Here is a 20,105-nt window from a genome sequence, read left to right on the forward strand (position 1 = left end):
CACGGGCGGCGGCCTATCCGTCGGTAACCGCCGCGAGGCCGTCGACGATCGTCCGGGCAGTGTCCGGGTAGCGCGCGACAAAGTGGACCTCCCAGCCATCGTCCCTGGCGAGTTCCGCGGCGAGCGCGACCCAGATCCAGGTGAAGCTGACGTCCTCGGCCAGACCGCCGCGTCCGGCGCCGAACAGCGGCAGGCACACCGACCGGAGCTCGGGGAACTCGGTGCGCTCGGTGCGCGCGAGCCGGAACACGTTCGCGACCGCCAGCGAGATGTGGGCCGGGTCGATGTCGTAGGCGTTCGTGCCGGGGCGGGGCGCCACCACCGCGGCGTGGTAGATCCGCAGGATGCCCCGCTGGGCCAGGTCGCCCGCGGACGTGGGCACCACGGTTCCGGGCGCGACCGTGAGCCCGGCTCGTCCGTGGCGGGCGATCCACGCTGATAGTTCGCGCGCCAGCGTGTCGTCGAGGATCTCGCCGGACGGGCCCTTGCGGGAGGCCGCGCGGCGCAGGCACGCGGAGAGCGACGTCGTGAACGTGTGCGCGAGCTCCAGGTAGGTGTTCGCGGACGAGACGATCACGTCGATGCCGGTGAGCATGTCCACCGAGCAGGTGTGCACGGTGATCGGCACGGTCCGCGAGTCGATCGGCACCGGAACGACGTGCCACGGCCCGGCCTTGTCCGGGGTGGCCTCGCCGGGGTGGTGCGGGGCCGCGAGCCGCAGGATCGCGTCGGCGGTCTCGGCGAGCACGCGTGCCTCGTAGTGCTTCCGGAACCGGTCGACGCTGACCCCGTAGATCTCCGCGCTCCGGCGTCGCCGGTCCTGGGCGGGCCAGTCACGCGTGCCGGGCCGCAGACCGAACGTGTACGCGGCGGCGTCACCGAGCCGTCCGCCGCCGAGTTCCTCGACGGCGCGGCGCACGAGGGCCTCGACGGCTGCCGGGCCCGCCCGGCCCGGCGGCGCCAGCCCGCACGCCACCGCCGCATCGAGGAGTTCGCGCGGCCGGAGCGTCCGTAACCCGACCAGCCCTTCCACGCGCAGCCGCCGCAGTTCGTCGACGAGCGCGCCGTGGCTCGGGTCCGCCGGGTACGTCATCCCCCACCCCGGCTCCAGCTTAGTTTTCCGCGACCGGCACCAGCGTCAGATAAGCCATGTTCAGGATGTTCCGGTAGCCGGCGAGCCAGCTCGCGCGATGCCGATCGGCGCGCTCCCGCAGATCCGCGGCCTCCGGGTGGGCCGGGTTCGCGGCCAGCCACTCCTCCAGGTCGGCCTGATAGCCGGATTCGAACTGCTCCCACTCGTCCTCGGTGGCCGTCTCGATCCACAGTGGCCGGAACCCGGCCGCGACCGCCAGATCGACGAGGCCCGCGAGGTCGAAGTGGTCGTGCGCGGCGGCGTCCGGCCACATCCGGGCCAGCTCGTCGTCGGTGGGCGTGCGCTGCCAGAAGCCCTCGCCGTAGAGCACCCGGCCGCCGGGGGCGACCAGGCGGCGCAGCTCGCGGAGCGCTCCGGCGAAGTCGCCGGGAGCCGCGGTCAGCGCGTGTCCCGACCCGACGCAGAGGACGACGTCCGCCGGGCCGCGGGTGGTGCCGATGCCGGACTCCTCGGCGAACTCCACCCGGCCGGACAAGCCACGGGCACCGGCGATCTCGCGGCCGCGGGCCAGGTCGTCGGCGTTGAGGTCGATACCGACGCCAGTGGCGCCCGGCGCGGCGTCCAGCAGGCGCAGCAGCAGCGCGCCCCAGCCGCTGCCGACGTCGAGCACGGTCGACGGCTCGGCCGGCGCGAGCCGGTCGACGAGCCGGTCGACGAGCCGCTGGGCGCGCTCCGGCGAGAGCGGGCTGTGGAACTCCAGGCTGCGCAGCCGTGGCGGCGCGGTGGTGTCAGGCATGCCCCTGATTATCCGAAGCCGTACGGGACCACCGGCGTCAGTGTGCCGTCGCGCCAGCGCTCCAGCACGTGCCGCTCGTGCGGCACCACCGGATCCGGCAGGGCGTCGAGCGCCACCCACCGCAGCTCAGCGGCGCGATCGGGCTCGCGCCGGTCCGGTTCGCCGTCCCACCGTCGGCACTCGAAGAAGAAGTCGACCCGTTCGTCGACCGCCGCGCGGGTGTTCCGGGTCCTGTGCATCACGCAGAGCGGCACCAGATCGTCCGGCCGAACCTGAACACCGAGTTCCTCTGCTGCTTCCCGGCAGGCCGCGTCGAGCACGGATTCGCCTGCTTCGACGTGCCCGGCCGCGCCGATCGCCCAGTGGCCGTCGAGGAAGCCGGTGTTCTGCCGCAGTTGCATGAGCACCCGGTCGTCGTCGCCGCGCCGGAGGAGCACGTAGGCCGCAGGCACCACCGCAAATCGTCGTCGCCACCGCACGGGGTGAGCCTAATTCCCGGGCGCGTCGGACGGCGTTGAAACCGACGCCCCTAATAATGCGGAACGGGGGAAATGTCCAGCATTCGTCGGGGGGAACAGAGCATGTTTCGGAGCACCGCTGTCGCCACGCCGGCCGCCGTCGTGGCGCTGGCCGCCGTCGTGACCGGCGTCCTGGCCGGGTGCGAGTCGACCCCCGAGCCACCGGAGGAGTCCGCCGCCGCGCAGGCCGTCCTCCCGGAACAGGAACAGGACGAACCGGAGATCACGCTGATCGGCAAGACGTGGCAGCCGGTGGACTTCACCGGGTGCGCGGTCCCGTGGGGCCTCGCCGTGATGGTCGAGGACGCAGGCATCACCCAGCGCGAGTTCACGTTCCACTCGGGCGGATCGATCACCGTGCGGCAGGTCGAGTCGCCGCGCAGCCCGGACACCGCCGACACGTACTCGCTGGCCTATTCGCGGGACGGATCGACGCTGAACATCCGGGCCGGGCTCGGCGTCGACTCCTGGACGATCCGGGAGCTGACGCTGGCCCGGCTGCTCGTGGAGGACGTCAACGGCCACCGGTGCTGGCTGCGCCGGATCGGCTGACGTCCCCCAGCAGTTGCTCGACCTCGTCGGCGCTCGGCATCGCGTCCGCACACGCCAGGCGCGAGGCGACGAGCGCGCCCGCGGCATTGCAGAACCGCATCGTGTACTCCAGGTCCCAGCCGCTGAGCAGGCCGTGGCAGAGCGCACCACCGAACGCGTCGCCCGCGCCGAGCCCGTTGACGACCTCGACCGGGACCGGCGGGACCTCGACCTCCCCGCTCCGGTCGGACGCCAGCACACCGGCCGGCCCCTGTTTCACGATCGCGAGGTCGACGCCCCGGTCGTGGAGCGCCGCCGCGGCCTCCCGTGGCACACGGACGCCGACCGCGGTCTCACACTCGTCGAGGTTGCCGACCGCGACGTTGACGTGCGGCAGGGCTTCGGCGATTCGGCGCCCGGCCAGCTCACGGGACGCCCAGAACATCGGGCGGTAGTCCAGGTCCAGAACCGTGATGCCGTTCCGCCCGCGGGCATCGAGCGCCGCCAGCGTGGCCGAGCGGCTGGGCTCCTGGGACAGGCCGGTGCCGGTCACCCAGAACACGTCGGCGCGCCGGACCGCGTCCAGATCCAGCTCGTCGGCGCGGATCTGCAGGTCGGGCGCGGTCGGAAGCCGGTAGAAGTACAGCGGGAAGTCGTCCGGCGGGAAGATCTCGCAGAACGTCACCGGCGTCGGTAAGCCCTCGACCGGGGTGACGTACCGATCGTCGACGCCGAACCGGCGCAGCGCGTCGTGCAGGAACTCGCCGAACGGATCGGCCCCGGTGCGGGTGATCACCGCACTCCGGCGCCCGTAGCGGGCGGCGGCCACCGCGACGTTCGTCGCGCTACCGCCCAAGTACTTGCCGAACGTCTCGACCTCGCGCAACGAGCGGCCGACCTGGAGCGGGTAGACGTCCACCCCGATCCGGCCCATCGTCAACACGTTCAGCTGAGCCGGGGCTTCGTTGTCCACAGCCGCCTCCTTCGCGCCGCCTGCGAGCTTCCTCCGCGCGCAATTTCATGTCAAGACATACGGACAAAGGCCGGGGAATGCGGGGCGCGGTACCCGAGTTGGCGCTGGTTATGACGACTGTGGGATTCATCGGCAGCGGACACATCGGCGGCACCGTCGCCCGGCTCGCCGTCGCGGCCGGGTACGACGTGGTGCTGAGCAACTCGCGCGGGCCGGAGACGCTGGCAGACCTGGTAGCCGAACTCGGGCCGCGAGCCCGAGCGGCCACCGCGAGCGAGGCCGCCGCGGCGGGCGACCTGGTCGTGGTGTCGATCCCGCTGGGGGCGTACCAGAAGGTGCCAGTCGAGCCGCTGGCGGGCAAGCCGGTCATCGACACGAACAACTACTACCCGCAGCGCGACGGCCAGATCCCCGAGCTCGACGACGCCTCGACCACAAGCAGCGAACTCCTTCAGCGGCACCTGCCGACGTCGCACGTCGTCAAGGTGTTCAACAACATCTTCTGGAGGTCGCTGCACTCGCTCGCGCGCCCCGCGGGCGCGCCGGACCGGTCCGCCCTCGCCGTCGCCGGTGACGACGCGGACGCCAAGGCCACCGTGGTCGGATTCCTCGACGCGATCGGGTACGACGCGGTGGACGCCGGGCCGCTGGCCGAGGGCGCGCGTTACCAGCCGGGCACGTTCGCCTACGGCGGTATCTACGCGGGCGACTCGCTGGAGGACGCCGTCCGCGGCCCCGCCGAGAAGGTGCGTGCCGCGCTCGCCGGGCGGGCCGCAACCGGCTGACGGGGCTGTTCGGGGTAGTACAGCTCGTCGAACAGCACCCACCGGGCCACGGCGATCTCGTACAGCCGGTGCGGCGTCAACCCGGCCGCCAGCGCTTCGGGCGCGATCGCGTCCGAAGCCTCCGGCCAGCGGCTCGCGTAGCCGGCGATCTCGTCGTCGATACCGACGGTCGGTAGCTCGCGCGCCTCACCGACGAACGTCACGCCACGGACGTCCTGCTCGATGCCCTCCAGCTCGATCGCGAGGATCGCGCCGGCCACGCGCGCATCGGCGCGTAAGTTCGCGCAGTGCTCGCGGTTCGGGCGGGACATGAACCAGATGCGGTCGGGCGCGAACGCGCTGGCGAACCAGAGATTGCACACCACCGGCGCACCGCTCGGGTCCAGTGTGGCCAGCTGGATCACTTTGCCGGAGCTGACGTAGTCCTCCAGGAGCTTGCGGGCGTCCTCCACCGGAACTCCTCACTTCGGGGGTGAACCTCCCATTGTGGCGCCTCAATCGATTCCGTGTTGCCGAGTCAACACTCTGTGCGACTCCAGACCGCAACATAAGGTGACCAAGTGAGCAACGAGATTGCTGTTACCGGTGCGACCGGCCAGATCGGACGTCGAGTTGCCGCCCGGCTGACCGAATCCGGGGCCGCTCCGCGTCTCCTGGTTCGCGGCTCCTCCGCGGCCCCCGCGCTGCCGGGTACGCAGCCGGTGTCGATCGGCGCCGGCTACGCCGACACGCTCGCGGTGCGGAACGCGCTGGAGGGCGTCGGCACGTTGTTCCTGGTTTCCGGACGCGAGTCCGCGAACCACGTCGCCGAGCACCGCGCCGTGGTCGACGCCGCGGTGGCGGCCGGCGTCCGCCGGGTCGTGTACCTGTCGTTCCTCGGCGCCACGGCCGACTGCACGTTCACGTTCGGCCGTGACCACTGGCACACCGAGCAGTACATCCGCGGCTCCGGCCTCGCGTTCACGTTCCTCCGGGACGGCTTCTACGCGTCGATGCTGCCCGCGCTGGTCGGCCCGGACGGCGTCCTGCGGGGGCCGGGCGGCGACGGCCGGGTGAGCGCGGTCGCCCCGGACGACGTCGCGGACGTCGCGGCGGCGGTGCTGGGCGACCCGGCAGCACACGACGGCGCGGTGTACGACGTCACGGGGCCGGCCGCCCTCACGCTCCTGGATGCCGTCGGCGAGCTGAGCCGCCGGGTCGGCCGCCCGATCCGGTACCAGCCGGAGACGCTCGCCGAGGCGTACGCGTCCCGAGCCGTCTACGGCGCGCCGGAGTTCGAGGTCGCCGGCTGGGTGACGTCCTACCAGGCGATCGCGGACGGGTCGCTCAGCGCGGTCAGCGACACCGTGCCACGGGTCGCCGGACACCCCGCCCTGACGTTCGCCCAGTATCTGGACGCCCACCCGGACAGCTACGCCCACCTGCGGTGATCGGTGATACTTCGGTCATGACCGACCGCTCCACCGCCGCCCTTCCCGACACGGCCACCGACGCACCACAGGACGCCGAGCACGAGCGCTGGGTAGCGGTCGCGGACGAGGTCGCCACGCGCCTCGCCAGCGACGTCGTCGAGCGTGACCGTGCCGGAGCGGCACCGCACGCCGAGGTGCAATTGCTGCGCGGCGCGGGGCTGCTGCCGTTACTGACCCCGGCCCGCAGCGGCGGCCACGGCGCGAGCTGGTTCACCGCGTTCGAGGTCGTCTCCCGGATCGCCAGGGTCGACACCTCGATCGGGCACGTGCTCGGGTACCACTACCTGCACAGCTGGCGGACCCGGCTGAGCCGCCGAGCGGACGTCGTCGAACGTCTCGACGCCGGCACCGCCGAGCACCACTGGCTCTGGGGTGGTGCCGGTAACCCCCGGGACGCCGGGCTGGAGCTGGTACCGACCGAGGGCGGCTACCGCGTGCACGGCAAGAAGTTCTTCGCGACCGGAGCGGAGGTGTCCGACCGGGTGATCGCGTCCGGCACCGACACGGCCACCGGGCAGAAGTACGGGTTCGCGCTGCCGACCCACACCGACGGCGTGGTGCACGGGGGCGACTGGGACTCGCTCGGGCAGCGCGTGTCGGCGTCCGGATCGATCGGCTTCGAGGGCGCGTTCCTGGCCGAGGAGGACATCCTCGGGCCGGGTGAGCAGACCGACCCGGACGCGCCGGCCTACCCCAGCCTGTCGGCGCTGGGCTTCCAGGTGCTACTGGCGCTGCTCGCGGTGTCGACGGCGGAGGGCGCCCTGCGGTTCGGCGCCGAGTACACCCGGACGAAGTCGCGCCCGTGGGCCACGTCGGGGGTTTCGAGTGCGGCCGACGATCCGCTGGTCCGGGCTCGGTACGGAGAGCTGGCCTCCCAGGTGCGGGCCGCCCGGGCACTCACCGACCGCGCGGCGCAGGCGTGGGTCGCCGCGGCCGGGCGTGGGTGGGAGCTGACGCACACCGAGCGCGGCGAGGTCTCGGTGGAGCTGTCCGCGGTGAAGGTCGTCACCACACAGGCCGCGCTGGACGCCACCCAGGGCGTCTTCGAGCTGACCGGCGCCAGGGCGACCAAGAGCGGGACCGGGCTGGACCGCTTCTGGCGCGACGTCCGGACGCTGACGCTCCACGACCCGGTGAGCTACAAGGCGACCGAGGTCGGCGACCACCTGCTCCGCGGCGCCTACCCCGAGCCGTCCGGCTACAGCTGACGGCCCGGGGTCTCGCCGCGGGTCCTTACCGGCCCGCGGCGAGCTCGTCGTACGTGGGGAAGTTCTTCGAGATGCCGCTGCCGGTGAAGTTGCCGATCCAGCCGTCCTCGTCGTGGAAGAACCGCACGGCCTTGTACTCCGGGTTCGTCCCCATGTCGAACCAGTGCGTGGTGCCGCCCGGCACCGACAGCAGGTCTCCCGACTCGCAGAAGACGGCGTGCACCTTGCCGCCGACGTGCAGGTAGAACACCCCGGATCCGGACGCGAAGAACCGGTCCTCGTCGTCGTCGTGGGTGTGCTCGTCCAGGAACTTCTCCCGGGACGCCCGCACCAGCTCCGGCCACGACGGGTCGTCGCTGGGGCGCATCTGGACGACGTCCACCATGACGTAGCCCTCTTGCTTGCTCACCCCGTCGATCCGGTCCTGGTACGCCGCGAGGACCTCTTCGTTCGTGGACTCGTCCGGAAGATCCCGGAGCGGCCACTGTTCGTAACGGACGCCGTGCTCCTTCAGAACCGCCGCGATCTCCGACGGCTCCTCGGTCCGCAGCTCCGGCTCGCCCGGGGCATCCTCTGCCCAAACAGTCAGTAATGTCACGACAACCTCCGGGTTGCTACCGTCCGCATGCTGGGATTCCTACCTCCCCACTAGGAGATATACCCAGTTAACCTGCATGCTCTTTTCCGTGCCAACCACGACCCCCGCCCGGCGTCCGCGCCGGACCATGCTGTTCGCGACCAGCGCTATCGCCGCGCTGCTCGCCGTCGCTTCCTGCTCGCAGAGCGACTCTACGGAGAGTGACGCTTCGTCCTCGCCGTCCACCGGCCCGAGCGCCAGCGCTCCTCTCCCGAGCCCGTTCAACGGTGACCCTGTCACGGTAGCTCTCGTCCGGCAGAGCGGCGCCGGCGACTACTTCGAGGCGTGGGGCCAGGGCGCACAGAAGCAGGCCGCGGCCGCCAACATCAAGTTGACGATCACCGACGCCCGGAACGACAACGCCAAGCAGGCGTCCGACCTCCAGCAGGCGATCGACTCCAAGCCCGCGGCGATCATCGTCGACCACGGCCAGACCGACACGATCGCCCCGCTGGTGAAGAAGGCCGTCGCCGCGGGCATCCCGACGATCGTCTACGACGTCGCGTTGCCCGCCGACGTCACCGGCTACATCAACACCAGCCAGTCCGACGAGAGCCTCGCCCAGGCCGTCCTCGACCAAATGATCAAGGACATCGGTCAGGGCCAGAAGGTCGGGCTGGTCTCGGCCACCGGATTCGCCCCGCTCGACCGGCGTGGCGCGGTCTGGAAGAAGGTCGTCGCCGACAACAAGCTCCAGCAGGCGTTCTTCACCGGCAAGGTCACCGAGTCCACGGCGACCGACAACATCCCGCTGGTCGACGCCGCGCTCAAGCAGCACCCGGACGTCAAGGCGATCTTCGCGCCGTACGACGAGATCACCAAGGGCGTCGTCCAGGCCGTCAAGCAGAACAACCTGCAGGACAAGGTCAAGGTCTACGGCATCGACATCTCGAACGCCGACCTCGAGGTGATGACCGCCGCGGGCAGCCCGTGGGTGGCCACCGCCGCGACCGACCCGGGCCAGATCGGCGCCGCGGTCGTCCGCACGATCGCGCTGAAGCTCGCCGGCCAGTTCAACGAGTCCTCGGTGCAGTTCCCGGGTGTGCTGATCACCCAGCAGCTGCTCAAGGAGAAGAGCATCACCACGGTCGGCGACGTCGTGAAGGCGCAGCCGGAGCTGAAGCTCGACAAGATCTCGGTGGCAGACTGGCTTCCGAACGCCGCCTGAGCAAAGAAGACCGATGACCTCGTCGTTACCAACGATGCCCCGCACCGCTATCTCGGTGCGGGGCGTCGGTAAATCGTTCGGTCCGAACGTCGTCCTGCGCGGCGTCGACCTGGAGATCACCGGCGGCGAGGTCGTCGCGCTGCTCGGTGCCAACGGTGCCGGCAAATCGACGCTGATCAAGATCCTGGCGGGTGCGCACCCCGACCACACCGGCGAGATCCTCATCGACGGCTCGCCGGTGCGGCTGGGCTCGCCGAGCGAAGCGCGTGCCCGGGGCATCGCCACCGTGCACCAGCGGGTGCGTGAGGGCATCGTCCCTGGCCTGAGCGTCGCCGAGAACCTCGCCTTCGACGAACTCGCCGGAGGCGGTTCGTCCTGGCTCCTCCGCCGGCGGGAGGTGCAGACCGTTGCCCGCCGCGCGGTCGAGGTGCTCGACCTCGGTTGGTCGGACGCTGTGCTCCGCCGCGACGTCGCGACGCTGGGCATCTCCGACGCTCAGCTGCTGGTCGTCGCCCGCACGCTGCTGCAGCGGCCGCGGCTGCTGATCCTCGACGAGCCGACGTCCGCGCTCTCGTCCGCCGAGGCCGAGCGGCTGTTCGGCGTCGTGCGGCAGTTGCGCGCGGACGGGCTGGCCGTGGTGCTGGTCTCGCACCGCCTCGGCGAGGTGGACGCGATCGCCGACCGGGCCGTGGTGCTGCGGGACGGTCGGGTCACCGCCGACGTGACCAAGCCGCTGAGCTGGCCGGTGATCCTTCCGGCGATGCTCGGCGAGAGCGCCGAGGGCCTCCGCACGACCGTTCTCGGCGACGGTGCTGTGACCGAGCCCGACCCAGCTGTGGCCGAGCCCGACGCCGCTGCAGCCGAGCCCGCCGCGGCTGCAGCCGAGCCCGCCGCGGCCGCGGCACCCGGTGACACCGTGGTGCGGCTCCGTGGCGTCCGACTGTTCGTTGAATCACCGGCGATCGACCTGGACCTGAACAACGGCGAGGTCACCGGCATCGTCGGGCTGATCGGGGCGGGGAAGTCCGAACTCGCGCACGGCCTGTTCGGCTCGGCGACCTGGCCGGCCGGAACGGCCGCGTTCACCGACCTGCCGCGGGCGCCGCGCTCCCCCGCCGAGGCCATCCGCGGCGGGGTGTTCCTGGTGCCGGAGGACCGCGCCGACCAGGCGCTGCTCCCCGGCTGGTCGATCCAGCGGACGCTGAGCCTCCCGTTCATCACGAAGGTGTCCAGCCGCCTGGGCGTGCTGGCTGGCGGCATCGAGCGGGATCGCGCCACGACCGTCATCGAGAAGCTCGGCATCGTGGCCCGTGGCCCGCGCACCGAGCTGAACGAACTGTCCGGCGGCAACCAGCAGAAGGTCGTCGTCGGCCGCTGGCTGGTCGAGAACGCGCGGCTCCTGCTGCTCGACGAACCGTTCCGCGGCGTCGACCTGGGTGCTCGCCGCGACATCGGCGAGCAGGTCCGGGCCGTCGCGGCGGCCGGTGGCGCGGCCGTGGTGCTCTCTGCCGACGTCGACGAATTGCTCGAGATCGCCGACCGCGTTCTCGTCCTGGTCGAGGGTGCTCTGACCCTCGACTCCCCCGTTTCACAGGTCAGCCGCGACGACGTCGTGCGGGCCTTCTCCGGAGAGATCGCGTGACGACCCGAACCGAAAAGCTACCCGCCAAGTCAGTGCCGGTCTCGGTGCCGATCCGTGAGGCCGTCGTCCGCTACGGCTTCGTCGCGGTGACCGTCGTGCTGATCGGCTACTTCCTGATCAGCGAGCCGAACTTCCGGACGTCGTCCAACCTCTGGGGGCTGCTGGTCTACGCGGCTCCGGTCGGCATCGCCGGGCTCGGCGTGACGATCGCGATGACCGTCGGCGGCCTGGACCTCTCGGTCGGCAGCACAGCCGGGTTCGCGGTGTCGCTCGCCGCCTGGACGATGGTGATCGGCAACCAGGTGGGCGGCGTCGCGATCGTCGTCGTCCTGATCGCCGGTGCGTTGATCGGGCTGCTGAACGCCGTGCTGATCGTCTGGGCTCGGATCCCCGATCTGTTGGCCACGCTGACCACGATGTTCGCGATCATGGGACTCAAACTGGTGCTGGTCGACGGGAAGTCGATCTCGTCCCGGATGACGCTCGACGACGGCACGACCGCGCCCGGCCGGTTCACCGACGGGTTCCTCTACCTGGCGCAGGGCAAGATCGGCCCGGTGCCGTTCCCGGCGATCCTGCTGATCGTGATCTCGGTGCTGGTCTGGTTCCTGCTGGAGCGGACGCGCTGGGGTCGGCTGCTGTACGCGGTCGGCGCGAACCCGGAGGCGTCCCGGCTGGCGGGCGTCCGCGTGGGTCTGTACCGCAGCGCCGCGTACGTCGCCGCCGGTGTGCTGGCGTCGGTGGCCGGCCTGCTGCTGGCCGCGCGGATCGGCCAGGGTGACGTCTCTGCCGGGAACTCCCTGCTGCTGGACGCCGTCGCGGTCGCGTTGGTCGGCACGTCGGTGCTCGGGCGGAACGTGCCGAACGCCTGGGGAACGGTGCTCGGTGCGGTGCTGGTGACCGTGATGGTCGTCGGCTTCAGCATGATGGGCCTGCCGTACTACGTGCAGGACGTCGCGAAGGGCGCGGTGCTGTTGGTCGCGCTGCTGTTCAGCTACACGCTGTCCACCCGCCGGGCGACGCTCCCCGGCCAACCGACGTGAGGTTGCGATGACGGATCTGCTGGACGTCGAGTCGGTGCCCGCGTACGTGGCATCGGTACCGTCGCTGGCTGCTCGTCTGGGGACGATCACCGAGGTTCAGGAAGTCGGCGACGGCAACCTCAACCTGGTGTTCATCGTGCGCGACGCGGACGGCGTCGGGTTGGTACTCAAACAGTCCTTGCCGTACGTCCGCACCGATCCGAGCTGGCCGATGACCCGGGAACGTTCGTCGCGGGAGGCGTACGTGCTCGCCGCGCACCAGGCCATCGACCCCGCGCACGTCCCCGGCCTGCTGTTCTACGACGCGTCGCAGTACGTGCTGGCGCTCGAGGACCTCTCCGATCACCAGGTCTGGCGCACGGTCCTGAACTCGCGCACCTCGTCGTCGCCGGACGACGCGCTGGCGGCCGCCGCCCTGGGCGAGTACATCGCGTCGGTGGGATTCGGCACGTCGGTGCTCGGCGTCGGTTCGGCGGCGCACAAGCAGGCGGTGGCGACCGCGATCAACCCCGAGCTCTGCGAGATCACCGAGGACCTGGTGCTCACCGAGCCGTTCGTCTCGCACGAGCACAACGTGGTGCATCCGTCGAACGAGGCTGACGTGGCCGAGTTGGCCGGCGACCCGGATGTCCGGCACGCGGCCGGGTTGGCGAAGCTCGCGTTCATGACGCGGGCGGAGTCGCTGCTCCACGGTGACCTGCACACCGGGTCGGTGTTCGTGCGCTTCGGCGCCGAGCCCTCCGTGCGCGCGTTCGACTCGGAGTTCGGCTTCTACGGGCCGCTCGGCTTCGACCTGGGCATGCTCTGGGGCAACTACGTGCTCGCCGCCGCGCGGGCGGTCGCGCAGGGGCAGGCCGATCGCGCGGCGTCGCTGCTGGACCTCGGCCGGGTGACCTGGGACTCGTTCGAGGCCACGTACCGGCGCCGGTGGCCGTCCCGGCAGGACCCCCGGGTCTACGAGGAAGTCGTCCTGTCGTCGATCCTGTCTCAGGTCTGGCGGGACGCCGTGACGTACGCCGGTGCCGAGGTGGCCCGCCGGGTGATCGGGTTCGCGAAGGTGGCCGACATCGAGACGCTGCCCGAGGCCCAGCGGGTGGAGGCGGCGCGCCGTGCGCTGCGCGCCGCCCGGACGCTGATCACCCACACGCTGCACGGCGGCACCGGCCCCAACCCCGGCGTGTTGGGCGACGTGGCCGCCGCGCCGCTGGGCCTCTGACCCCTGGCTCCGCGGTTCGGCGACGCTCGGCGCCGCACTAGCGCGTATAGAACCGCAGGTCGTCGAGGAGCCCGGGACCGGTCGGCGTCCAGCCGAGCCGCTCCCGGGTGAGCGCGCTGGACGTCGGAAGGTCGAGACCGTAGAACAGTCCGATCCAGCCGAAGTGCTCGGCGGCGTCCACCGGAGCGATCGACGTGACGGGCACGCCGAGGCCCCGGCCGATCGCCTCCGCGATGACCCGGGTCGGGATGCCTTCCTCGGCGACCGCGTGGACGGCGGTACCGGCGGGCGCCTTCTCCAGCGCCAGTCGCACCGCACGGGCGGCGTCCAGCCGGTGCACGGCGGGCCACCTGTTCGCGCCGTCGCCGATGTACCCGGCGACGCCCTTCTCCCTGGCGATCTCGACGAGTCGCGCGACGAAGCCGTGGTCGTTCTCGCCGTGCACGGTCGGCGGGAACCGCAGGCCCACCACGCGGACGCCACGCTCGGCGTGCTCGAACGCCAGGCTCTCAGCGCCCCCGCGCGGTGAATCGGGGGTGGCGAAGCGGCTCGCGTCCTCCTCGGTGGCCACCCGTCCCGAGGCCACCGTCGCGACACCGGACGCGAACAGCAGGGGGCGGTCGGAGCCTTCCAGCGTCTTGCCGAGCGTCTCGATCGCCGCACGTTCGGTGCGCCCGGACTCGGCGTAGTTCGAGAAGTCGTGCTTGAACGCGAGGTGGACGACTCCGTCGGCCTTCTCGGCGCCCGCGCGAAGGCCGTCGAGATCGTCCAGGCTGCCGCGGCGCACCTCCGCGCCGGCCGCCGAGAGAGCGGCAGCCGACGCATCCGAACGCGCCAGCCCGACGACGTGGTGGCCCGAGCCGAGGAGCTCCGGGACTACCGCGGAGCCGATCCATCCGGACGCGCCGGTGACAAAAACACGCATGAGCGTGCCCCCATCTCTGTGATGTCAGTGACTGACATCGACGCTACACCGCGATGTCAGTCACTGCCATCACTAGACTCGGACGCATGGGACGTTGGGAGCCGGGCGCGCGGGGGCGTCTGATGCGCGCGGCGCTCGAGCTCTTCACCGAGGACGGGTTCGAGCAGACGACGGTCTCGGGCATCGCCGAACGGGCTGGCGTCACCGAGCGCACGTTCTTCCGTCACTTCACCGATAAGCGCGAGGTGCTCTTCGACGGCTCGAACGGGCTGCGGGAGCGCGTCACCGATGCCATCGCCTCGACGCCCGGAACGCTCGCGCCGCTGCCCACGGTCGTCGCGGCGTTCGAGGTGGCCACCCCCTGGCTGGAGGAGCGTCGCGAGTTCGCCGGCCGACGCGCCGCCGCGATCGCCGCGAACACCAGCCTTCAGGAGCGGGAACTGCTGAAGCTCGCTTCCCTCGCGTCCGCCTGCACCGACGCGCTTCGGAAGCGGGGGGTTGCCGACCCCACGGCGATGCTCGCGGCCGAAACGGGAGTGGCTCTCTTCAAGATCGCGTTCGAGAGGTGGGTAGCGGCCGGGGCGACCGGCGATCTCGCGCTGCACATCCGAGAAGCGGCCGCCGAGCTCCGGACACTCGTCGCCGAGGCGTGACCCGGAGGCCTCAGCGCAGCGTCGGGCTCTCCAATCGGAGTTTTCCCTTTGACGACTCGCAGGTCAGACGCACGACGAGGGAGGCAGCTCCCCGCACGGACACGCGAATTGTCCGGCCGCCGCCGATCGGGACGATGGCGTTGGCCACCGCGCTCTGGTCCGCGAACAACTCGAGCTGGACGCGAGTCTCCGCCGGCGCCGAGCCACCGGCCACGACGTCGGCACTGAACTCGCGATAGGCGCCGTAGAGCGGATACGCCACCTCGCGGAACCGATCCTGGGTCGTGCCCGCACCGCATTCCATGAGTAGGGCGGACCCCGACTCGGCGGCATTGCCAGCACCGCGTTCCGGATCGACGTCGAGGAGCAACTTCCCACCCGGAGCGTTCGGCGTGGATGGGGGAAGCGACGCGCTGACCGCCGCCGATGTCACGCCAGTAGACGGCGCGGAGCTGTCCTTCTTGTCATCGCCGCGCGGGAAGAACCATGCACCCAGGGCGACCACGACGCTGAGGACGGTCGCCGCCTCGGCTATCAGGGTCATCCGACGCTTCGCGTCGCGACGACCCGGGCCTGTTCCGGTACCCACCACCAGGATTATGCCGTCGCTACCAACTCGTAGAGTGATCGGGCCAATACCTAGAGTGGCGTGGGGGGAAACGAATGATGCAACCAGGCGACCCGACCGTGCGCCCGGATGCGCAGTCGCGAAAGAACTTTCTGACGCTAGGCGTAGCCGTCGCCGCGCTCGTCCTGGCAGCGCTCTCGCTCGTGATTGCGACGCTCGCGTTCGGCCGCACCGGGAACCGGGAGACCACGGCCGCGCAGCAGCCGCTGGAGCCGACGGCTGCCGCCTCGCTGCCCGAGCGGTCCGCCGACACAGCCGCACCGGTGCCCTCGGACGACACGTCGCCGCTGGATCCAGGTCGCTTGGAGCCCAGCGCCGACTATCGCCTCGCGTACGAGAACCAGACGCTGACCGTCCAGTCCGGTGGTTACGGCGTCGAGATGGATCTGGACGAGCCGCGGGTCCGCCCCGAGAAAGGCAGTGACGGCGTCTACGGCACAGCCAGCGGCACCGGATCGTTCGACTTCGCGCGGGCCGAACGGGTCGCGCCGGTGCAGTCCGCGCAAGCGTCCCCGGGCGACTGCGTCGAGGCGATCCGGTCGTCGGCTAGCGTCACAACGATGGCGGCGGCCGCGGGGCTGACGGTCTGCATCCTGACCTCGCGCGGTGCGGCCGCCGGCCAAGGCATCACGCAGAAGGTCGTCCGGTTCCACGTGGATGCGGTCGCGCGGGACAACGACACGCTGACCGTGTCACTGACCGCGTGGAACGTGCCGTAGCGGATCCTTACCATCCTTACCAGGGGATGACGCCGTTGGTGTCCGTGCCGTCGACCAGCGTGAGCGAGCCCCAGAGCTGACCGCTCGGCCCGTCCGCGGGCAGGGTGGCCAGCTCGACGCTCACCGACGCGCCCTGCGCCGGCGTCCGGAAGCCCGCGTGCTCGTTGAGGTCGGTCGCGCAGTAGCCGGGGTTGGCGGCGTTGACCTTGATCGGGGTGTCTCGCAGCTCCTTCGCGTACATCGCGGTCACCATGTTCAGCGCGGTCTTCGACGCCGGATACGGGATCCCGGTCAGCTGGTAGAGCGGGTTCTCCGGGTCGCTCACCGCCGTGATCGACCCGACTTCGCTGGAGACGTTCACGATCCGGGCGGCGTCGGCGCGACGCAGCAGCGGCAGGAACGCGTTCGTCACCGCGACCACGCCGAAGACGTTCGTGTCGAAGACCTGGTGCAGCGACTCCCGGGTGACGCCGCTCGGCAGGCCGCGCGCCGCCGCCACGTCTCCGATCAGACCGGCGTTGTTGATCAGGATGTCGAGCCGCCCGTACTCGGCGTCCACCCACTCGGCGGCCCGCCGGATCGACGCGTCGTCGGTGACGTCGAGCTGGACGAACGTCACCCCTAGCGTCTCCGCCGCCTTGCGTCCCAGCGTCTCGTCGCGTGCTCCGAGCAGCACGGTCATTTTGCGCTCGCTGAGCAGGCGAGCCGTCTCGTAGCCGATGCCCCGGTTGGCTCCGGTGATGAGTGCGATCTGTGTCATGCCCCGACCCTCCGCCCCGGGCGGCGCGGGCGGCAGAGACCGGCCGAACCTGGTATCGGCGGTACCACCCGCGGGTGCCCAGCCTGGGGCACGCTGGAGGCATGAACCCGCGCGAGAAGTTGGCCGCGTTCCTGCGCGCCCGGCGAGCTCGCCTGCAGCCGAGCGACGTCGGGCTGCCGGATGGCGTCCGCCGCCGTACGCCGGGCCTGCGTCGCCAGGAGGTCGCGCAGCTGGCCGGGATGTCGGTCGACTACTACATCCGGCTGGAACAGGGCCGGGGGCCGAACCCGTCCCGGCAGGTGTTGTCCGCGCTCGCCCGGGCGCTGATGCTCAACCGCGACGAGCGTGACTACCTGTTCCGCGTCGCGGGCGAGAGTCCGCCGACCGTGGTCAGCCCGGTCCGCGAGCTGACCCCGGCGATCCGGTATCTCCTGGCGAGCCTGACGGAGGTCCCCGCCTACGTGGTCGACGCGAAGTACGACGTCCTCGCCTGGAACGACCTGGCGACGCACTTCATCAGCGATCTCTCGTCGGTGCCGGAGGACGACCGGAACATGGTGCGGTGGATGTTCCGCCGACCGTCCGACGACCCACACTGGAGCGACGAGACGACGCTCGCGTTCGCCCGCTCGACGATCGCTGATCTGCGCGCCGCCTACGCCAGGTACCCCGGCGACCCGGGTCTCGAAAGCCTGGTCACCGAGCTGCTCGGGACGTCGTCGCTGTTTGCCGAGTTGTGGGCGGCGCACGACGTCGAGGAGCGGCGTCGGCTGGTCAAGCGCGTCGTCTCACCGGAGCTCGGGCCGCTGGAGTTCGAGTGTCAGGTGCTGCAGATCCCCGAAACCGGTCAGCGGCTGATCGTCTACTGCGCGGAGCCCGGCTCCCCCACACACGAGATCTTCCTCCGCCTTACCGCCGACGACCGGCGTTCCGCGGGGAGTGCGACCGCCGCGAACACGTCCGCCTGAGCCGCAGGGCACGCCGCAGTGCTCACGGCACGCGGTTATGCCGGGCCTCCCTGGAACGGAGGCCCGGTGACCGGGACGTGGTGTTCAGAACGGTGGCGGTTCGTCCGGATCATCGCTCGGCGGCGTCACGGGCGGGGCCACCACGGGTGTGGGCTCCAGCGGAACCGTCCAGTCGGCGGGTGGGCCGGAGGGCGCTGCTTCGTCGTTGTCATGGGTGGGCGGATCCACTGTGTAGGTGCGCCCGACCGGACTGGTCCAGGTACAGATCCCGGTGTCGCTGTCGTGGTGAAGCTTCCAGCCGGCTTCGTCCTTCGCCCGGTGATGCCGGCGACATAACGGAACCAGGTTCGCGGCGCTGGTCTGTCCACCATCGACGAACCGGACGGTGTGGTCGAGGTCGCACCGGTAGGACGGTTGGGAACATCCGGGGAACATGCAGGTCGGGTAGGTCGCCCGGACCAGATCAGCGAGTTCTGCGGTGGGCCGGTAGGTGGAGCGTCCCAGGTCGGTGACAACTCCGTTCTGGTCGGTGGCCCACTTCTCCCAACGCCCGGAGGCTGCGAGTTCGCGGACGATGCTGGGCGGGATCGGGCCGTACCCGGTGAGATCCCCCGGTGAGTTGGAACCTCCGAGCACCGTGGACAACGGCGCAGTGAGCGCGACGCGGGGCGGGGTGGCCCGCTTGCCGGCCAGCACGGTGCGGATGAGGTCGATGCATCGCTGCGGCAAACCCCGGATACCGCAGGCGGCCTGAGCCTCGGGCGCGGACTCGGTCTCGGACTCGGGCTCGGGCTCGGGCTCGGGCTCGGACCCAGTCTTGGCCGAGCCGTTCGCCGTGGCGAGTTCCTCGGGAAGCGGTAGGGCGCCATCGGCCGTCAGGAGTCCGAGCTCGGTCAGCGCCACGAGGGCATCGGCGCGCCGGGCGTCGATCCATCGATCGTCGCCTTCGCTACGGGATCGGCCGGCGATTCGGTCCAACGCGGCCCGGACCCGAGCCGCGTCCGCGGCGGGAAGGATCGCTCGCATCTCGGCCATGGCGTCGGCGAGGGCGTAGAAGTCGACCCGGCGGCCCTTCCGTGCCTTCTTGGCTCGCTTCTCCGCCCCCTTCGGATCGGCTTTCAGCGCTGCCTTTCGGGCCAGGCGTCCCACTTGCGCGGGGGTCTTCGACCGTGCCGCGGCGAGCAAGCCCTCCTCAACCTCGGCGGCCTTGTCGTCGTCCAGGGGCTCGAGGCGCTCCACGATCTCCGCGGCGTGGCGGTAGGTGATCCGGCCCTCCGCGAGTGCACGACCGGTCAGGAACAACCGGCCCGCGAGAGCACGCGCGACGATCGTGCGTTCGTGGGTGCCTTGTGCGCTCCAGCGCAGAGCCGCGGCGGCTTCCTCACGACCCCAATCCTCGTCCTCCGGACCGAGCTGGTTCCCGGTGATCGAGAGGACGGCCCGGTTCAATCCGGCCTCGCTCCACGCCACGACCTTCTGCCAGGCCTGGGCGATGAGCACCTGCTCCGTGTTGTCCGGGAACACCTCCCGCACGTCATCACCGGCGCGATACCGCACCGGCGTCAGCTCCTCGAGTACCGCCGCCAACGCCGGCCCGACCGGAACTCCGGCCAACCGCTCCGCCACCCCGTTACCGCTCATGCCTCGAACCGTCGCACGCATGTACGGCCAGCAATCCGGTATCCACAGCCGATACGCCGATGCCGGAGCCCCGGTGGAAACTCAGCCCACCGGCCGCATCCGTGCTAGCCGCTCACCAGGGCGGAGCCGCCTCCGCTTAGCGCGTCTCGACCTTGAACTGGAGCAGGAACTCGACGATCTCGGTGTGGTGACGGGCCTGGAGCAGGTCACGCCCCCAGGCGTACATCCCGTGCCGAGCCACCACCACCGCGGGCACCCCGGGGTCGAACACGTTGGCGACGTCGTCCCCGAGCACCTTCATGTCCTGCGAGTTCGGCACCACCGGAATCGTGACGGTCTCGTCGTGAGCCAGCCGCCCGATGCCCTTGAGCATCTCCAGGTCCCGCAGCTCGATGCCGTCCGGCCACCAGTGGCCCGCCAGTACGGCCTGCAGCGCGTGGACGTGCACGACGGCGCCGGCCCCTGACAGCGACGCCACGCGGGCGTGTAGCTCGGCCTCCGCCGACGGGATCAGGTCCGGGCGCGGCTGCTCATCGACCGCCCGGCCGAACTCGTCGACGACAACAACATCGGAGCTGGTCAGCTCACCCTTGTCGAGGCCGCTGACGGTGACCGCGAGCCGCAGCGGGTTCCGGTTGAGCACGATCGAGAGGTTGCCCGAGGTCCCGCGCATCCAGCCGATACCGGCGAACCGCGCGGACTCCGCGGCCAACGCCTTGCCTGCCCCCT

22 protein-coding genes are annotated in these 20,105 nt (G+C 71.0%); 11 read left to right on the forward strand and 11 right to left on the reverse strand.

The window, feature by feature from the left end:
- Positions 1-13: 13 nt before the first annotated feature.
- The 3 genes from BUB75_RS07140 to BUB75_RS07150 are packed head-to-tail and all read right to left on the reverse strand — an operon-like array spanning position 14 to position 2,368.
- Complete coding sequence (locus BUB75_RS07140; RefSeq protein ID WP_073253108.1) at positions 14-1,093, reverse strand: macro domain-containing protein; 1,080 nt, start codon at positions 1,091-1,093, stop codon at positions 14-16.
- 19 nt (positions 1,094-1,112) lie between these two features.
- Positions 1,113-1,889, reverse strand: a complete 777-nt coding sequence (locus BUB75_RS07145) for an SAM-dependent methyltransferase (RefSeq protein WP_073253111.1) — start codon at positions 1,887-1,889, stop codon at positions 1,113-1,115.
- An 8-nt stretch (positions 1,890-1,897) separates the two neighbouring features.
- Positions 1,898-2,368, reverse strand: a complete 471-nt coding sequence (locus BUB75_RS07150; protein ID WP_073253115.1) for an NUDIX hydrolase — start codon at positions 2,366-2,368, stop codon at positions 1,898-1,900.
- 102 nt (positions 2,369-2,470) lie between these two features.
- Between BUB75_RS07150 and BUB75_RS07155 the strand changes: the two genes are divergently transcribed.
- Positions 2,471-2,959 (forward strand): hypothetical protein, encoded by a 489-nt coding sequence (locus BUB75_RS07155; RefSeq protein WP_073253118.1) that lies wholly within the window; start codon positions 2,471-2,473, stop codon positions 2,957-2,959.
- On the opposite strand, the gene iolC is transcribed toward BUB75_RS07155, so the two are convergent.
- On the reverse strand, positions 2,922-3,911 hold the full coding sequence (gene iolC, locus BUB75_RS07160; protein WP_218617355.1) for a 5-dehydro-2-deoxygluconokinase: 990 nt from the start codon (positions 3,909-3,911) through the stop codon (positions 2,922-2,924). The two genes, BUB75_RS07155 and iolC, sit on opposite strands and share 38 nt — an antisense overlap.
- Positions 3,912-4,021: 110 nt before the next feature.
- On the opposite strand from iolC, the gene BUB75_RS07165 reads away from it, so the two are divergent.
- Positions 4,022-4,696, forward strand: coding sequence for an NADPH-dependent F420 reductase (locus BUB75_RS07165; protein WP_073253121.1), 675 nt, complete (start codon positions 4,022-4,024; stop codon positions 4,694-4,696).
- Here the strand turns inward: BUB75_RS07165 and BUB75_RS07170 are convergent.
- Positions 4,609-5,148, reverse strand: coding sequence for a pyridoxamine 5'-phosphate oxidase family protein (locus BUB75_RS07170; protein ID WP_073253125.1), 540 nt, complete (start codon positions 5,146-5,148; stop codon positions 4,609-4,611). The genes BUB75_RS07165 and BUB75_RS07170 overlap by 88 nt on opposite strands.
- Before the next feature lie 108 nt (positions 5,149-5,256).
- Here BUB75_RS07170 and BUB75_RS07175 point away from each other — a divergent pair, with 108 nt between their 5' ends.
- A complete protein-coding gene (locus BUB75_RS07175) occupies positions 5,257-6,126 on the forward strand; it encodes an NAD(P)H-binding protein (protein ID WP_073253127.1) in 870 nt (289 codons plus the stop codon).
- Positions 6,127-6,143: 17 nt separating this feature from the next.
- Positions 6,144-7,376 carry an acyl-CoA dehydrogenase family protein gene (locus BUB75_RS07180; protein ID WP_073253129.1) on the forward strand — a complete coding sequence of 411 codons (1,233 nt, stop codon included), beginning with the start codon at positions 6,144-6,146 and terminating at the stop codon, positions 7,374-7,376.
- 25 nt (positions 7,377-7,401) lie between these two features.
- Here the strand turns inward: BUB75_RS07180 and BUB75_RS07185 are convergent, their stop codons facing one another.
- Positions 7,402-7,974 (reverse strand): 1,2-dihydroxy-3-keto-5-methylthiopentene dioxygenase, encoded by a 573-nt coding sequence (locus BUB75_RS07185; RefSeq protein ID WP_073253131.1) that lies wholly within the window; start codon positions 7,972-7,974, stop codon positions 7,402-7,404.
- Between the two features lie 88 nt (positions 7,975-8,062).
- Here BUB75_RS07185 and BUB75_RS07190 point away from each other — a divergent pair, with 88 nt between their 5' ends.
- From BUB75_RS07190 to mtnK, 4 genes are read left to right on the forward strand one after another with little or no spacing between them, the layout of a single operon-like run.
- Positions 8,063-9,181, forward strand: coding sequence for a substrate-binding domain-containing protein (locus BUB75_RS07190; RefSeq protein ID WP_218617356.1), 1,119 nt, complete (start codon positions 8,063-8,065; stop codon positions 9,179-9,181).
- A gap of 34 nt (positions 9,182-9,215) precedes the next feature.
- Positions 9,216-10,823: a sugar ABC transporter ATP-binding protein gene (locus tag BUB75_RS07195; protein WP_218617357.1), complete on the forward strand. Its 1,608-nt coding sequence runs from the start codon at positions 9,216-9,218 to the stop codon at positions 10,821-10,823.
- 32 nt (positions 10,824-10,855) lie between these two features.
- Positions 10,856-11,866, forward strand: a complete 1,011-nt coding sequence (locus BUB75_RS07200) for an ABC transporter permease (protein ID WP_425430870.1) — start codon at positions 10,856-10,858, stop codon at positions 11,864-11,866.
- Positions 11,867-11,873: 7 nt separating this feature from the next.
- The gene (gene mtnK / locus BUB75_RS07205) at positions 11,874-13,082 is read left to right on the forward strand and encodes an S-methyl-5-thioribose kinase (RefSeq protein ID WP_073253140.1); all 1,209 of its coding nucleotides are present in this window, start codon (positions 11,874-11,876) and stop codon (positions 13,080-13,082) included.
- 37 nt (positions 13,083-13,119) lie between these two features.
- On the opposite strand, the gene BUB75_RS07210 is transcribed toward mtnK, so the two are convergent.
- On the reverse strand, positions 13,120-14,007 hold the full coding sequence (locus BUB75_RS07210; RefSeq protein WP_073253142.1) for an SDR family oxidoreductase: 888 nt from the start codon (positions 14,005-14,007) through the stop codon (positions 13,120-13,122).
- 53 nt (positions 14,008-14,060) lie between these two features.
- Between BUB75_RS07210 and BUB75_RS07215 the strand changes: the two genes are divergently transcribed.
- Positions 14,061-14,660: a TetR/AcrR family transcriptional regulator gene (locus BUB75_RS07215; protein ID WP_245806227.1), complete on the forward strand. Its 600-nt coding sequence runs from the start codon at positions 14,061-14,063 to the stop codon at positions 14,658-14,660.
- A gap of 10 nt (positions 14,661-14,670) precedes the next feature.
- On the opposite strand, the gene BUB75_RS07220 is transcribed toward BUB75_RS07215, so the two are convergent.
- Positions 14,671-15,204 carry a hypothetical protein gene (locus BUB75_RS07220; RefSeq protein ID WP_073253147.1) on the reverse strand — a complete coding sequence of 178 codons (534 nt, stop codon included), beginning with the start codon at positions 15,202-15,204 and terminating at the stop codon, positions 14,671-14,673.
- Between the two features lie 122 nt (positions 15,205-15,326).
- On the opposite strand from BUB75_RS07220, the gene BUB75_RS07225 reads away from it, so the two are divergent.
- Positions 15,327-16,007: a hypothetical protein gene (locus BUB75_RS07225; RefSeq protein WP_143175069.1), complete on the forward strand. Its 681-nt coding sequence runs from the start codon at positions 15,327-15,329 to the stop codon at positions 16,005-16,007.
- A 16-nt stretch (positions 16,008-16,023) separates the two neighbouring features.
- Here BUB75_RS07225 and BUB75_RS07230 read toward each other — a convergent pair whose 3' ends face one another.
- Entirely contained in the window at positions 16,024-16,767 is a 744-nt protein-coding gene (locus BUB75_RS07230; RefSeq protein ID WP_073253151.1) for an SDR family oxidoreductase, read from the reverse strand.
- 101 nt (positions 16,768-16,868) lie between these two features.
- Here BUB75_RS07230 and BUB75_RS07235 point away from each other — a divergent pair, with 101 nt between their 5' ends.
- Positions 16,869-17,735, forward strand: a complete 867-nt coding sequence (locus BUB75_RS07235) for a helix-turn-helix transcriptional regulator (RefSeq protein ID WP_073253153.1) — start codon at positions 16,869-16,871, stop codon at positions 17,733-17,735.
- An 84-nt stretch (positions 17,736-17,819) separates the two neighbouring features.
- Here the strand turns inward: BUB75_RS07235 and BUB75_RS07240 are convergent, their stop codons facing one another.
- Both BUB75_RS07240 and mtnB read right to left on the reverse strand, forming a co-directional pair.
- Positions 17,820-19,376: an HNH endonuclease signature motif containing protein gene (locus tag BUB75_RS07240; protein WP_073253155.1), complete on the reverse strand. Its 1,557-nt coding sequence runs from the start codon at positions 19,374-19,376 to the stop codon at positions 17,820-17,822.
- A gap of 136 nt (positions 19,377-19,512) precedes the next feature.
- Positions 19,513-20,049, reverse strand: coding sequence for a methylthioribulose 1-phosphate dehydratase (mtnB, locus tag BUB75_RS07245; protein WP_084740737.1), 537 nt, complete (start codon positions 20,047-20,049; stop codon positions 19,513-19,515).
- Positions 20,050-20,105: the final 56 nt, after the last annotated feature.

The organism is Cryptosporangium aurantiacum, assembly GCF_900143005.1.
In the GTDB taxonomy this organism is placed as follows: Bacteria; Actinomycetota; Actinomycetes; order Mycobacteriales; family Cryptosporangiaceae; genus Cryptosporangium; species Cryptosporangium aurantiacum.